The organism is Idiomarina xiamenensis 10-D-4 (assembly GCF_000299895.1).
GTDB lineage: Bacteria > Pseudomonadota > Gammaproteobacteria > Enterobacterales > Alteromonadaceae > Idiomarina > Idiomarina xiamenensis.
In genome coordinates, this window is sequence record NZ_AMRG01000006.1 from 20721 (window position 1) to 33910 (window position 13190).

The following is a 13190-nucleotide window of genomic DNA, read 5'->3' on the forward strand; positions in this document are numbered from 1 at the left end:
AGCTATTCAATTTTGCTATAGCCATCTAAACATCTTTAATGCTATATTCAGTTTTGCCGCCGATTTAATCAGCAACTTGCGGGCGGGATACAAATACGGCTAAAGCGCGCATTCCGCGCGCGAACGACAATCATCAAGGAGTTCGCCATGCTACAACTGGTCAAAACCGATTTACTACACTTACAAAAGTTGCAACAACAGGGTTATTCACTGCAACAACGCTTACAACGTTGGGCAGTCAATGAGCCCCTGCCACAGACCGTGGCACAACAATGTTGTCAGTGCCAACAACCCCATCAGGCCCGCCAACATCGGGTGGTTCGCAGTGCGCCGGGACGTTTTGTACTACAGCCGAGCGCACAACAGTGGCCGCGGCCGTTGCCAGATGATCTTATCGAACTGAGTTTTTGTGATGGCTGGTTCTATTTGTCGCTGTCGAGTCCATTGCGACAAATCTTTGAATACTTAGAGGCCGACCAACTGCCATGGTTATGCCCACGCTGTGCCGGTTATCAGGGCGCCAGCAACCGCTATGCACCGCAAGCGACGTTATTACACGATAATGGTCGCCTGGGCTTTGCTTCTTATTTAGTTGAATACTTAAAGCAAAGCGACGACGCACGGTTAACCGCTGCCGGTTAACCCGCCGTCACCGCTATTGGCTTTGATAATGCTGGGTGCTGTACTGCTTCGGCCGCAGCAATGTTTGTTCGGCCTGCGCATAGTCGATCATCGACTGTGCGTAGTCGATGCCGGTGTTTTCTGCGCGTCCGGTGTTTTTCAATTTGCCTAACATTTGCCAACCATCTTGACCGCTAGCGATAAAGCTATTGGTCACCATGCTATAACGCTGACGCGCACGCATTGGCGCCCAAGCCAAGGCATCTTGGTCCCACACCTGAATATTGCTAACACGGTCACCATCGGCGGCCGCCCTGAATATTAGCCCCATGCGGATAAGCGCCAGGCGAACCATTAGCAGCCACGGCATAGCTCAATGCTTCCTCCATCGCCTGCTTAAACTCGGCCCCACTAATATCAATACGATATAAGGTGTTGGCAAAAGGTAAAAGTCGGTACGCATCCGCCACGGTAAACTCACCCGCGGCAATGTCGCTGCGTACACCGCCGCCGTTTTGAATAGCGAAGTCGGCATCGGGCACCGCCGCCATAAAGGCTTCGGCAACCACCCGGTGTGCATCAGAAAAGCGTGGTTGTCCACAACCAGCAGCGGCGGCATTCTCTAAGCTTTTACGACAAATGCGCTGCGGCACCTCAGCTATTACCCGATTAGCCATCTGCTGCACCTGCTCGGTTAATTGCTGCAGCGCTTGTTGTGCCTCGGCATCTGGCTTAACTTGGCTAAATAGGCCGCTGGCTAGTAATTTATCAAATACCCGTTGCTGGGTAACGGCATCGACCGCTTGCCCATTTTGCGATAGCTGCTCACCGAGCATAAAGGTCGGTTTACCCTCACAACTGGCAATCTGGTCTCCGACAAAATTCAGTTTTAGTTCACCCACTACCTGCGCGTATTGATAGGCTTGTACTACACACACTAATTCACCATCGGCGTTACGCAAGCGTACCGGGTAATCATCAGCCGCCGACAGACCAAACTCATCATAAGCACCGAGTAAGGTATGTGAATCACCGCCAACGATGGCATCTACCGCCGGTAACTCAGCCGCTAGTGCCAAGTCATTGGTATAACCGTAATGCGTCAGCAAAATGATTTTACCCACCTGTTGTTGCTGCAATTCAGCAATGTAGCGTTTAGCCGTTGCCACTTCGTCGGCAAACTCGGTAGTCGGGTCGGGTTGTGACGAGTGCTTGGTCTTTTTGGCAATGGTCAAGCCGATAATGCCTACCGACTCGCCATCGATCTGCTTAATGATATAAGGCCGGAAACTATCCCAAGGCTGCTTGGGAGTCAGTACCGACTCACCCACTTGCGGTTTGATATTAGCGCCTAAAATCGGTGTTTGGCAGGCGTCCTGATGTAACTCATCGATAAACTGTTTTAAACCAGCATCGCCATCGTCAAACTCGTGGTTACCGATGGTGAAAGCGTCAAAGCAAATGCGATTCATCATCTTGGCGTCGGCCGCACTGCCATACAGGGTATAATACAGACTACCGGTAATGGCATCACCGGCGTGCAGCTTTAACGCCTGTGGCTGCGCCGCAGCACGCGCTTTAAACTGGCTGATGACACGCGCAAAGCCACCACTTTCAACGGTATAAGTTTGATCATCAACTTGCACCGCCAGCGCCTGCTCTGCAGCCAGATGGGAATGGTGGTCATTAATATGCAAAATCGTCAGCGTAAAATCATTGCCCGCCGCTGGCGCCGACATCGACGCATGCTGACTGCATGCGCTCAGCGTTAAGCTGCTGGCGAGCAAGAGTGGTAATGCCACTGTACGAATTTTGCTGTGCATCGTCGTTACACCCTTATTTTAACAAACCAATTTCACGTAACCGCTGCATTAAATATGCATCGGCGGTGATCGCCTCATGTTGCTTGGGGTTGTCGGCGCTAACACAGCTGGCTAACGGATCGATAACCACATCCGGATTAAAATGCAAAAAGAATGGAATCGAGTAACGTGACTGACTTGAGAACGGCGCAGGTGGGTTAACCACACGATGAGTGGTCGACGGCAGTACGCCATTGGTCAGTCGTTGCAGCATATCGCCGACATTACAAATGATAGCCCCCTCAATAATCGTCACCGGCACCCAACTTCCATCTTTTGCCAACACTTCTAAGCCGGGTTCACGCGAACCAATCAGCAAAGTCAGCACGTTAATATCTTCGTGCGCACCGGCGCGCACCGAAGGCGTGCCCTCGTCAACAATCGGTGGATAATGCAACGGACGTAAAATCGAGTTACCCAAATTAACTTTGTCGTTAAAATAATCACGTGGCTGCTTTAGATAGACCGCAATGGCTTCTAATACCCGCTGCCCCAGCGCATCTAGAGTTTTATACAGCGCCAGCATTTGAGTTTTAAAAGCAGGCATTTCGGTGGGCCAAATATTCGGCAACAACTGCGGGTAAGGTGGCTCACCGACAACTTCCCGACCGACGTGCCAAAACTCTTTTAAATCGACATGCTTGGCGTCTTTGGCTATCTCGGTGCCAAACGGCGTGTAACCGCGAGCGCCGCCCTGACCGCTTTGGTGATATTGTTTTTTGGTGGCTTCAGGTAAAGCAAACAACTCACGACAGCTATCTAATGCAGCATGAATCTGCTCGCTATCCACACCGTGCTGCGTCAACGCAATAAAGCCATATTGCTCGTAACCCTGACCGACGTCTTGCACAAAGGCGTCAAAATTGTCGTGATAGCGGCTCATATCAACGTGCGGGATAACGTGCGGAGTAGATTTCATCAGCTTGACTTCCAAAAATAAGATTAAGCGAAAATGTCGCTAAAAAATCTCGCTCAATCAGGTTCAGCGAGTTGTGCGGCGCCTATGCTAAAAATTTAAGCACAAAAGCACAAGTTTTTCTGTGTTGACCGTTGCCTGACGCTGATCTGGCGCAAGCCGTGACACCGCTAAACCAGCCGAGCAGGAATAGCCACACAGGGTAAAGTTCTGGTAAAGGCGCGAACGTTAAGACCGGAGCCCGGCTCTAATCCGCTGACATTAATCAACTGATAAAGGATGTTGTATGCAAAAGTCAGTCTGGATTTTATCGACCTTAATGAGCGGCGTGTTGTTATCGCCTTTAGCGTCGGCGCAAAACGCCGATCCATTGCCTAACTACACCTACGCGGGTCTTGCCATCGAAGACAACGACGACTTCCGCGATGCCGATACCGGTTTCAAAATTGACGGTAGTTACGAGCTGCAACAGCAATACTTCGTCTCTGGTTACTACCGTAACTTAGATAGCGACGGTATCGATTCGAACAGCGACTACGACAGCTTTAACGTAACCGGTGGCCGCTACTTTGTTTTACAAAATGGCTTCGTGGTTGATGCCGGCGTACGTTTAGGTCACGTCGACTACGGCGATAGCACGAATTTTTGGGGTGCCGAAGCCAACGTGCGTAAGCGTCTAGGTATGTTCGAAGTTTACGGCGGTGCCTCTTGGGTAGACTACACCAGCGCGGGTAGCGACACCCAGTATAAGTTAGGTGGTCGCGCCTTTGTCACACCAGCTTTAGCGTTTGGCGTGGAAGCCAACGACAGCGAGTTTGGCGACGCCTTAGCGCTAACCGCTCAGTACAATTGGTAATCGACGTACTGTCGAACAAGGCCGTCATGGATGACGGCCTTTTTTGTGCGCCTTTGTCATTGTCGTTGGACATCGTTAGCAGCCGCGTTGGCGTGCAGCGGTGCGCATAAGATATTGCTAAACTGTCTGTCGCTAACGCTGTTGCAACGTTGTCAGAACGGTTATGCTATTCAGGAACTTGTCGAATGAGTGCCGTTTATGCCTAAGCTTGATTTTCTGACGCTATACAAAGACCTGATTGCCATTCCTTCGGTGTCTTGTATAGAGCCCGGCTGGGACACCAGCAACTTAGCAGTGGTTGAGAAGTTAGCACAATGCCTACAACAACTCGGTTTTAGCATTGAGTTACAAGAGCTCAACGCGCAGCGTGGTAAATATAACCTGTTGGCGACCTATTTGCCGGCGAATCAGCAAACACAAGGCGGTTTGCTGTTAGCTGGACATACCGATACGGTGCCGTGGGACGAAGGCCGCTGGCAACGTGATCCATTTAAGTTAACCGAGGCCGACAACAAGTTGTACGGCTTGGGCAGTGCCGATATGAAGGGCTTTTTTGCCTTTGTTATTGAGGCCATTCAACAATTCGATTTAAGCCAATTACAAAAACCACTGCGTATTTTAGCAACCGCTGACGAAGAAACGACCATGGCAGGCGCTCGCGAGCTCAATCGTTTTTCCGACTTAAAGCCCGATTACGCTATCATTGGCGAACCCACCTCAATGTGTCCCGTGCACATGCATAAAGGTCATGCCACCGAAGCGATTCGGGTAGTGGGTAAAAGTGGTCATAGCTCTAATCCAGCCGCTGGTGTCAATGCGATCGAGGTGATGCATGCTGCTATTAGCGAATTGATGACACTGCAACAGCAATTGCAACAACGCTACCAAGACGACCATTTCGAAGTGCCCTACCCGACGCTCAATTTTGGCAATATTCACGGTGGTGATGCGGCTAATCGTATCTGCGCCTGTTGTGAGATGCACATCGATATTCGACCACTGCCGGGGATGGCCATGGACGACCTGTATGGCTTACTTGAACAGCGCTTAACCGCAGTTAACCAGCGCTACCCCAACGCCGTCAGTTTGCACCATTTACACCCCGCTATACCAGGGTATGCCTGTCAGGCCGATAGTCCGCTGCTAAGCGTCGCCGAGAGCATCAGCGGAGCACCGCCACAACCGGCAAATTACTGTACCGAAGCACCATTTGTGCAAGCGCTGGGCTGTCATACCATTGTTATGGGACCCGGTTCGATTGCGCAGGCGCATCAACCCGACGAATTTATTCGTTTGGACGAGATCCAGCCAAGCTTAGATAAGCTCGGCCGCATTATCGGTCAGTTATGTTTTTAAAGCCCGTTTCACCGGCGCAAAGCTGCGTCGGTGTATTGGACACGGGCCGTGATTAGCTAGCAAGGCTAAGTGCGCCGCCGTGGGGTAGGCTTTATGGCGGGCAAAATCGTATTCAGGGTACTGTTGGTGCCAAGCCAACATTTGCCGATCACGCTCGACTTTTGCCAAAATTGAAGCGGCGCCAATACAATCTTCCAATAAATCACCTTTCACTATCGCTTGCGCCGCGATACCAAAATCTGGCGCGCGGTTACCATCAACCAGCACTTTGTCGGGTTTTATCGGCAACCCCGCGACGGCGCGCTGCATCGCTAACATCGACGCTTGTAAGATATTGATGCGATCGATTTCATCGGCGTCGCATTGGGCAATCGCCCAGGCTAACGCGTTGGCTTTAATCGCTTCACTCAGGCTCGCACGTTTTTTCTCTGACAATTTTTTTGAGTCGGTGATGCCAGCAATCGGTTTGTTGGGATCTAAAATGACCGCCGCAGCCACCACAGGCCCAGCGATAGGACCACGTCCAGCTTCGTCGGTACCGCAAATTAACATACTTTTGTCGCCCTCTGTTTTATTCGATAAGATACAAGCTGTTAACATGATAATAAAGTGAGCATGCTAAATGTCAGACTCTAATCAACAGCAAGCACCCCGTACACTGCTCAACCGACTCTTAGACAAGGTTGAAAAAGTCGGTAATAAACTCCCCGATCCGGCCATGATGTTTTTTGGCTTATTGATCATCGTTTGGATCACCAGTTTTTTCTTATCCGGCGTCGAATTTGATGCTACCCACCCGTTAACCGGCGACACTATCGTCGTTAATAACTTGCTCAGCGGCACCGCGCTGGCTGACTTTTTAGCCAATATCGTACCAACCTTTATGGGCTTTGCGCCGTTGGGCGTGGTACTGGTAGCGATGTTAGGTGTCGGTGTGGCCGAAAAAAGCGGCTTCATTAACGTCGCTATCAAGTTGATGTTGAACGTCACGCCGAAAATGTTACTGACGCCGGTGCTTATTTTAGTGGCCATCGTCTCGCATACCGCTGTCGATGCCGGTTACGTATTAGTGATACCGCTTGGCGGGGTGATATTTTACGCCGCCGGACGTCACCCGCTAGCGGGTATTGCTGCGGCTTTTGCTGGCGTTTCCGGCGGCTTTAGCGCCAACTTCGTGCCGTCGGCCATCGACCCATTATTGCAAGGTTTCACGCAAACAGCGGCACAGCTCTATGACCCAGAAATTCAGCTTAACCCACTCAATAATTATTATTTTACCGCAATTTCTTCCATTTTGGTGGTTGCCATTGGCTGGTTCTTAACCGATAAGGTCATCGAGCCGCGCCTACAAAGCGCAAAACTAGACGGCGACCAAGAAGATATGCCAGAACTAGGCGACGTCACCAGCCGTGACCGCCGGGCATTTTACACCTCGGTGTTAGCTATGGTGGTTGGCATTGGCCTGCTGAGCTGGGCGGCGTTGATCGAGAACTCGCCACTGGCTGACCCGGAAACCGGCGAACTGGCCAGTTTTAGTGCGCCGTTAATGGCCTCGATTGTACCGCTAATTTTCTTATTGTTTGTCATTCCGGGCATTATTCACGGTTTTATGGCAGGCACCTTTAACAACAGTAAAGACGTGGTCAAAGCGATGACCGAGTCGATGGAAGGCATGGCCTACTATATGGTCATGGCGTTCTTCTGCGCGCTGTTTATTAAGTCATTTGGCGATTCACAACTGGGTATTCTGCTGTCTGTTGAAGGAGCTGATTTGCTACGTAGCTGGGAATTATCGGGTGGTTTAACTATCGTCGGTATTATTATTTTGGTTGGCTTTATTAACCTTTTTGTCGGCTCCGCGTCGGCTAAATGGGCGTTAATTGCGCCAATATTTGTCCCCATGTTAATGCAGTTGGGTTATTCGCCTGATTTAACCCAAGCGGCTTACCGTGTCGGTGATTCCTCCACCAATATTATCACCCCGCTATTGCCGTACTTCCCGCTGATCGTGCTGTATTGTCAACGCTATGTGAAAGGTACGGGTATCGGCACGCTGGTATCGATGATGTTGCCTTATTCGGTGTGTTTGCTCATTCTTTGGTCGATTTTTCTGGTTGTCTATTGGACACTGGGTATTCCGCTGGGCATTCAAGCCAGTTATAGCTATCCAGTTGTGGGGTAGGCAAGATGACCGCTATCGCAGGAAAACGTATTTGGTTAACCGGTGCCTCGTCGGGCATCGGTTTAAGCTTGGCCGAACAATTGGCCGCCGCCGGTGCCGAACTGATTTTGTCGGCTCGGCGCGAGTCACTCTTAAACGATCTACAGCAACGGTTGCCGCATAGCGAACGGCATCGTGTGCTAGCGCTAGATTTAAGTGACCCTGAGCAGGCGCTAGTCACCGCTCAAGCAGCGCAATTGGGGCAAATTGATATCTTGATCAATAACGCCGGTGTATCACAGCGTAGTTGGGTGATAGATACCGAGCTGGCGGTTTATCGACAATTGATGGAAGTCGATTACCTAGCGGTGGTGGCGTTAACCAAGTGGGTATTGCCCGAGATGTTAGCCCGTGGTGAGGGCCACATTGTCACCGTATCGAGTGTCGCGGGTAAAGTCGGTACCAAGCTACGTAGCGGTTATGCCGGAGCTAAATATGCGGTGCTCGGCTTTATGGATTGCCTACGCGCCGAGGTCAGTCAGCAGGGCGTAGTCTGTAGCTCGATACTACCGGGTTTTATCAACACCCAAGTCGCACACAATGCGTTAACCGGTGATGGCTCACAGCGTGGCCGTGCCGACGGCGATAATGCCAGCGGCATGAGTGCCGATGCTTGCGCCAAGCAAATCATCGCCGCTATTCAGCACAACCGTGACGAGGTGGTGATTGCCAAAGGTATGAGTAAACTGGCACCATTATTACAACGTTTTATGCCCGGCACGCTGCGACGCATCATGGCTAAGCGCGCCGTGGATTAACGCGAGAGGTAAATCACCCAATCGCCATCATGATCAGCATCGCTGTCGCCGCCGATCGCCGACCGCATATGCGACTGATACCAGGGTGCAGCGACCAACGCTCGCTGCACTTGCATCATCGCGGTAAAACGCCCGATAGTGGGTTGACTCGATAAATTGATTTGGCACAAGGTCTCGCGACAGTCGACCGATTTCAGTTTCAAGTCGCGCAAACGCTCATCGTTAATAAAAACATCGTTAATTTCAGTTTGTCGACGATAAGCCCAACTTTGATCGATGCTCTCATTGTCCATACGTTGTTTGAAGTCATCAATGGTGGCGTGGATTTGTGCAGCGTTTGCTCGATTAATATCAATGCTAGATGCGGAAACGCTGTTCAGCTCCAGTGAAGTCGGTGGTATCGCTGATTCTTTCTCTATGCGTTTAGCATCAACCGTCGCGTACTCAGTACTGTCCTTGCTTGTACTCACATCGACAGGTTCGGCAAACTCAACGTCAAACGGTTGCTTATGGCTATCAACCCGAACCTCTGGCTGCGGTGGCAAGCTGTACTGAACAATGACGGTCACTAGCAGCAGCAAAAACAGCACACCGTAAAATCGATACGCATGACGGCTCATCGCACTTTCCTAATGTAACTTGATAACCTAAAGACTATGGGCGATAACAAGTTATCGGACAAGGTTGCTAATAACACCAATTGCCGCATTCATCACACAATAGGTAACACACAAAAAAAGCGCGTCGATTGACGCGCTTTTTGAGGTTTTAAATGGTGCGGATTTACACCATTTCCACCAACATACTGGTTGGGTCTTCGAGAAACTCTTGCCAGCGTTTGTTAAAGCGAGCAATGGTGCCACCGTCGATTATACGGTGGTCGCCAGACCAACTGACCGTCATGATCTTACGTGCAACAACGTTGCCTTGAGCGTCAAAGCGCGGTAACTCTTGCACTTTACCCAACGCCACGATGGCCGCTTCCGGTTTGTTAATGATAGGCGTCGCCACCGTACCGCCGATAACGCCAATATTGGAGATAGTAATAGTCCCCCCCTTCATATCGGCCTGACTCATCTTCCCTTCGCGTGCCGCTTGCGTCAGACGCGTTACTTCGTTAGCGACATCCAGCATTGATTTTTGTTGTACCTGTTTAACGTTAGGCACTAACAAACCAATCTTGGTATCCACCGCCATGCCGATGTTGTGGTCGTCAAAATAGGTAATTTCGCTACAGTCGTCGTTCACCTGCGCGTTCATCACTGGGAATTCTTTCAACGCCAGCGACAACGCTTTGATAAAGAACGGCATCACCGTCAACCGCACACCCTGCTCTTGATAACGTTGCTTCAACTTCTCGCGTAAGGCAATCAACTCAGTCACGTCAAATTCGTCGGCGTAGGTAAAGTGCGGAATGCTGCTAACCGAATCGGCCATTTGCTTAGCCATCGCCGCCCGTACACCACGGATCGCCTCGGTACGAGTTCCTCCGCTCTGGGTGGTCGATTGAGTACCAGTAGCGGCCGCAGCCTGAGTTCCATTGGCGGTAGCTTGAGGCGCTTGTTGATGCTGTTTCAGATCGTCTTTTAACACACGACCCTTGGCACCCGAGCCCTGCACGGCGCTGATATCGATATCCATCTCGCGTGCTAAACGACGTACCGCTGGACTCGCCACCGCTTTGCCCGGACGCACTGCGCCAGACTGGCGAGTTGATGCCGAACGACTACTGCTTGCGCGTTCGGCTTGTTCACTCGCTTGCGGTTGTTGCGCTTGTTGGGCCTGAGCACTATCGTTATCGCTATTGGTCGCCGCACTGGTGCCGCCTGACAAGGCAAACAACGGCTCGTGCACTTTCGCGATATCACCCTTTTGGTAATACAACTTGGCGACCACACCGTCGTCTTTGGCTGGAATTTCGACCACCGCTTTATCGGTCATCACCTCGACCACCGGTTGATCTTCGACCACGCTATCGCCTTCGGCCACTTTCCATTCGACAATTTCACACTCGACAATGCCCTCGCCGATGTCCGGCAAGATAAAGTCAGTGGTGCCGCCGCGGTTGTTTGAGGTGGTTTGTTTAGCAGACTCGTTGCTAGCAGCAGCCGACTCACTATCGGCCTGCTCAGCGCCTGCCGATGATGCTTGTTGGTCAGCGGCGTCATCATCGCCGTCGGCAGCTAAGGCAAACAACGGCTCATGGACTTTGGCAATGTCGCCTTTTTGGTAATAAAGTTTGGTGACCGTACCGGTATCTTTAGCCGGAATTTCGACCACCGCCTTGTCGGTCATCACCTCGACCACCGGCTGATCTTCCTCAACACGGTCGCCTTCGGCTACCAGCCACTCAACGATTTCACACTCAACAATCCCTTCACCGATATCAGGGAGGATAAAGTCTTTACTCATGCTATAGGCTCCCTAACTTAAAAGTTCATCGATGCTTTGATGGCTTCGTATACCTTCAGATGGTCAACGAAATATTCCTTTTCATGACACAACGGATATGGCACATCCAAGCCAGTCACCCGAGCGATCGGTGACTCCAAATATAAGAAGCATTCTTTTTGGATGGTCGCCGCAATTTCGCTGGCAAAACCGTTAGTCAGCGGTGCCTCTTGGCTGATCACTAAACGGCCGGTTTTTAATACCGATTTAGCCACGGTTTCAACATCCCACGGCAAAATGCTGCGTAAATCAATAATTTCACAAGAAATACCGTCTTTTTCCGCCATTTCCGCCGCTTTCTCATTGACCTCGCATTGCGCGCCCCAGGCCAACAAGGTAATGTCTTTACCCTCTTTGACCACATCGGCTTTGCCCAATGGCAGCGTGTACTCTTCCTCGGGCACATCACCCGTCGAGGCACGATAGAGGCGCTTCGGCTCTAGGAATAACACCGGGTTGTTATCAAAAATAGCGCTCAGCAATAAACCTTTAGCTTGATACGGGTTACGCGGGGTTACGATCTTCAAACCCGGCGTATGCGCAAAGTAAGCCTCTGGCGATTGCGAGTGATAATGGCCACCGGCGATACCGCCACCGTATGGCGTGCGGATGGTTAAACCGCCGACATTAAACTCGTTGCCCGAGCGATAACGGAATTTTGCCGTCTCGTTAACGATTTGGTCAAAGGCCGGAAAAATATAATCGCCGAACTGAATTTCGGCGACCGCATAACTACCTTGTGAGGCTAAACCGTTAGCAAAACCAATGATACCTTGCTCGACCAGCGGCGTATTAAAATTGCGCTGGCGACCATACTTTTCGGTCAAACCAGAGGTGGCTCGGAAAACGCCACCAAAACCACCAGTATCTTCACCAAAACTGTACACTTTATCGTTTTTAGCCATAGCAATGTCGAGTGCATTATTGATGGCTTGTAATAAATTCATTTTCGCCATTAGTCGATACTCCCCGACGTTTTTGGATAGGCATCCGGATACTTACGAATGTGTGCTTTCAGCTCATCCAACTGCGCTTTTAATTGCTCGCTGGGCTGGTCATAAACGTCGTTGATCAATTCATCAATGCTTGGCGCTGGCACTTTCTCGGCTTTTTTCAGTGCCGCCAATACCGCCGCCTTTTTCTCTTGCAGATTGCTCTCAGCCTGCTCTTCGGTTAACCAACCTTTATTGATCATCCAACTCTGCATACGCGCCAGCGGATCTTTCTTGCGCCAGCCGTCTTCTTCTTCACGGCTACGATAACCGGTGGGATCGTCTGAGGTTGAGTGGCCCGCCATACGATAAGACATGGCTTCAATCAATACCGGCTCGTTTTCTTCAACCGCTAATTTACGTGCCAACTGTGTGGCTCGCAGTACCGCTAAAATGTCGTTACCGTCAACACGGATTGTCTTCAAACCATAGCCAACACCACGCGGCGCAATGCCGTCGCCGCCATATTGCTCGCCTTGCGACGGCGTCGAGATGGCATAACCATTGTTACGACAGAAGAAAATTACCGGCACTTTGTAGACCGAGGCCATATTTAAGGCGGCATGAAAGTCGCCCTCAGAAGCCGCGCCTTCACCAAAGTAGCACAGCGTACAATGACCGCTTTTATCCATTTTCTGACCAAAGGCATAGCCAGTGGCTTGTGGGATTTGGGTACCTAATGGCGACGATATGGTCATAAAGTTAAGCTCAGCACAGCCATAATGCACCGGCATTTGTCGCCCTTTACCTAAGTCTTTGGCGTTTGAGAACAATTGATTCATAAATTGTTCGACGCTAAAGCCGCGATAAGCCAAGGCGCCCTGTTCACGGTATTGACCCATGATCATGTCGCCGTCTTGCAGTGCGGCCGCAGAGCCAATACTGGCGGCTTCTTCGCCTAATGACGCTAAATAAAAGCTGATTCGGCCCTGACGTTGAGCGGCAATCATGCGCTCGTCCAGAATGCGAATGAACTGCATGGTGTCGAACATTTTTTCGGCTAACGCCTGATCAAATTCGGGCAACTTGGCACCCTTATGCTCGCTACCATCCTCTTTGAGGATTTGCAGCATCGGGATCGTCAGTGCAGAGGCGTCTAAAAATGACGCTTCGGTGACGATATCAATATTGTGTTTTGTATCCTTCGCCATAACCTT

General features: G+C 50.8%; 13 protein-coding genes. 5 read left to right on the forward strand and 8 right to left on the reverse strand.

Going from position 1 to position 13190, the window contains the following annotated elements; translation table 11 throughout:
• Nucleotides 1-147 precede the first annotated feature (147 nt).
• Nucleotides 148-642, forward strand: coding sequence for a hypothetical protein (locus tag A10D4_RS05860; RefSeq protein WP_008488346.1), 495 nt, complete (start codon nt 148-150; stop codon nt 640-642).
• A 13-nt stretch (nt 643-655) separates the two neighbouring features.
• Here the strand turns inward: A10D4_RS05860 and A10D4_RS14065 are convergent, their stop codons facing one another.
• From A10D4_RS14065 to A10D4_RS05870, 3 genes are read right to left on the reverse strand one after another with little or no spacing between them, the layout of a single operon-like run.
• Entirely contained in the window at nt 656-952 is a 297-nt protein-coding gene (locus A10D4_RS14065) for a 5'-nucleotidase C-terminal domain-containing protein (RefSeq protein WP_192811511.1), read from the reverse strand.
• Nucleotides 918-2444 (reverse strand): bifunctional metallophosphatase/5'-nucleotidase, encoded by a 1527-nt coding sequence (locus A10D4_RS05865; RefSeq protein WP_051002095.1) that lies wholly within the window; start codon nt 2442-2444, stop codon nt 918-920. The genes A10D4_RS14065 and A10D4_RS05865 overlap by 35 nt, the downstream gene beginning before the upstream one ends.
• Before the next feature lie 13 nt (nt 2445-2457).
• Nucleotides 2458-3402, reverse strand: a complete 945-nt coding sequence (locus tag A10D4_RS05870) for an isopenicillin N synthase family dioxygenase (RefSeq protein ID WP_008488347.1) — start codon at nt 3400-3402, stop codon at nt 2458-2460.
• A gap of 283 nt (nt 3403-3685) precedes the next feature.
• Between A10D4_RS05870 and A10D4_RS05875 the strand changes: the two genes are divergently transcribed.
• Both A10D4_RS05875 and argE read left to right on the forward strand, forming a co-directional pair.
• Nucleotides 3686-4255 carry a hypothetical protein gene (locus A10D4_RS05875; protein WP_008488348.1) on the forward strand — a complete coding sequence of 190 codons (570 nt, stop codon included), beginning with the start codon at nt 3686-3688 and terminating at the stop codon, nt 4253-4255.
• A 198-nt stretch (nt 4256-4453) separates the two neighbouring features.
• Nucleotides 4454-5611 carry an acetylornithine deacetylase gene (gene argE / locus A10D4_RS05880; protein ID WP_040502642.1) on the forward strand — a complete coding sequence of 386 codons (1158 nt, stop codon included), beginning with the start codon at nt 4454-4456 and terminating at the stop codon, nt 5609-5611.
• Here the strand turns inward: argE and rnhB are convergent.
• Nucleotides 5600-6163: a ribonuclease HII gene (gene rnhB, locus A10D4_RS05885; protein ID WP_008488350.1), complete on the reverse strand. Its 564-nt coding sequence runs from the start codon at nt 6161-6163 to the stop codon at nt 5600-5602. The genes argE and rnhB overlap by 12 nt on opposite strands.
• Before the next feature lie 70 nt (nt 6164-6233).
• On the opposite strand from rnhB, the gene A10D4_RS05890 reads away from it, so the two are divergent.
• Nucleotides 6234-7793: an AbgT family transporter gene (locus A10D4_RS05890; protein ID WP_008488352.1), complete on the forward strand. Its 1560-nt coding sequence runs from the start codon at nt 6234-6236 to the stop codon at nt 7791-7793.
• Between the two features lie 5 nt (nt 7794-7798).
• On the forward strand, nt 7799-8590 hold the full coding sequence (locus tag A10D4_RS05895) for an SDR family oxidoreductase (RefSeq protein WP_008488353.1): 792 nt from the start codon (nt 7799-7801) through the stop codon (nt 8588-8590).
• Here A10D4_RS05895 and A10D4_RS05900 read toward each other — a convergent pair.
• The 4 genes from A10D4_RS05900 to A10D4_RS05915 form a co-directional block, all read right to left on the reverse strand.
• Nucleotides 8587-9210, reverse strand: coding sequence for a hypothetical protein (locus tag A10D4_RS05900; protein WP_008488354.1), 624 nt, complete (start codon nt 9208-9210; stop codon nt 8587-8589). The genes A10D4_RS05895 and A10D4_RS05900 overlap by 4 nt on opposite strands.
• A 163-nt stretch (nt 9211-9373) precedes the next feature.
• Nucleotides 9374-11002, reverse strand: coding sequence for a dihydrolipoyllysine-residue acetyltransferase (locus A10D4_RS05905; protein WP_008488355.1), 1629 nt, complete (start codon nt 11000-11002; stop codon nt 9374-9376).
• Nucleotides 11003-11019: 17 nt separating this feature from the next.
• Nucleotides 11020-11997 (reverse strand): alpha-ketoacid dehydrogenase subunit beta, encoded by a 978-nt coding sequence (locus tag A10D4_RS05910; protein ID WP_008488356.1) that lies wholly within the window; start codon nt 11995-11997, stop codon nt 11020-11022.
• Entirely contained in the window at nt 11997-13184 is a 1188-nt protein-coding gene (locus tag A10D4_RS05915) for a thiamine pyrophosphate-dependent dehydrogenase E1 component subunit alpha (RefSeq protein ID WP_008488357.1), read from the reverse strand. The genes A10D4_RS05910 and A10D4_RS05915 overlap by 1 nt, the downstream gene beginning before the upstream one ends.
• Between the last annotated feature and the right edge of the window lie 6 nt (nt 13185-13190).

What these genes read in the sequence shown, in the direction of transcription:
- A10D4_RS05860 (WP_008488346.1), top strand. Translation starts at nt 148, where the DNA reads ATGCTACAACTGGTCAAAACCGATTTACTACACTTACAAAAGTTGCAA.
- A10D4_RS14065 (WP_192811511.1), bottom strand. Translation starts at nt 952, where the DNA reads ATGGGGCTAATATTCAGGGCGGCCGCCGATGGTGACCGTGTTAGCAAT.
- A10D4_RS05865 (WP_051002095.1), bottom strand. Translation starts at nt 2,444, where the DNA reads ATGCACAGCAAAATTCGTACAGTGGCATTACCACTCTTGCTCGCCAGC.
- A10D4_RS05870 (WP_008488347.1), bottom strand. Translation starts at nt 3,402, where the DNA reads ATGAAATCTACTCCGCACGTTATCCCGCACGTTGATATGAGCCGCTAT.
- A10D4_RS05875 (WP_008488348.1), top strand. Translation starts at nt 3,686, where the DNA reads ATGCAAAAGTCAGTCTGGATTTTATCGACCTTAATGAGCGGCGTGTTG.
- argE (WP_040502642.1), top strand. Translation starts at nt 4,454, where the DNA reads ATGCCTAAGCTTGATTTTCTGACGCTATACAAAGACCTGATTGCCATT.
- rnhB (WP_008488350.1), bottom strand. Translation starts at nt 6,163, where the DNA reads ATGTTAATTTGCGGTACCGACGAAGCTGGACGTGGTCCTATCGCTGGG.
- A10D4_RS05890 (WP_008488352.1), top strand. Translation starts at nt 6,234, where the DNA reads ATGTCAGACTCTAATCAACAGCAAGCACCCCGTACACTGCTCAACCGA.
- A10D4_RS05895 (WP_008488353.1), top strand. Translation starts at nt 7,799, where the DNA reads ATGACCGCTATCGCAGGAAAACGTATTTGGTTAACCGGTGCCTCGTCG.
- A10D4_RS05900 (WP_008488354.1), bottom strand. Translation starts at nt 9,210, where the DNA reads ATGAGCCGTCATGCGTATCGATTTTACGGTGTGCTGTTTTTGCTGCTG.
- A10D4_RS05905 (WP_008488355.1), bottom strand. Translation starts at nt 11,002, where the DNA reads ATGAGTAAAGACTTTATCCTCCCTGATATCGGTGAAGGGATTGTTGAG.
- A10D4_RS05910 (WP_008488356.1), bottom strand. Translation starts at nt 11,997, where the DNA reads ATGGCGAAAATGAATTTATTACAAGCCATCAATAATGCACTCGACATT.
- A10D4_RS05915 (WP_008488357.1), bottom strand. Translation starts at nt 13,184, where the DNA reads ATGGCGAAGGATACAAAACACAATATTGATATCGTCACCGAAGCGTCA.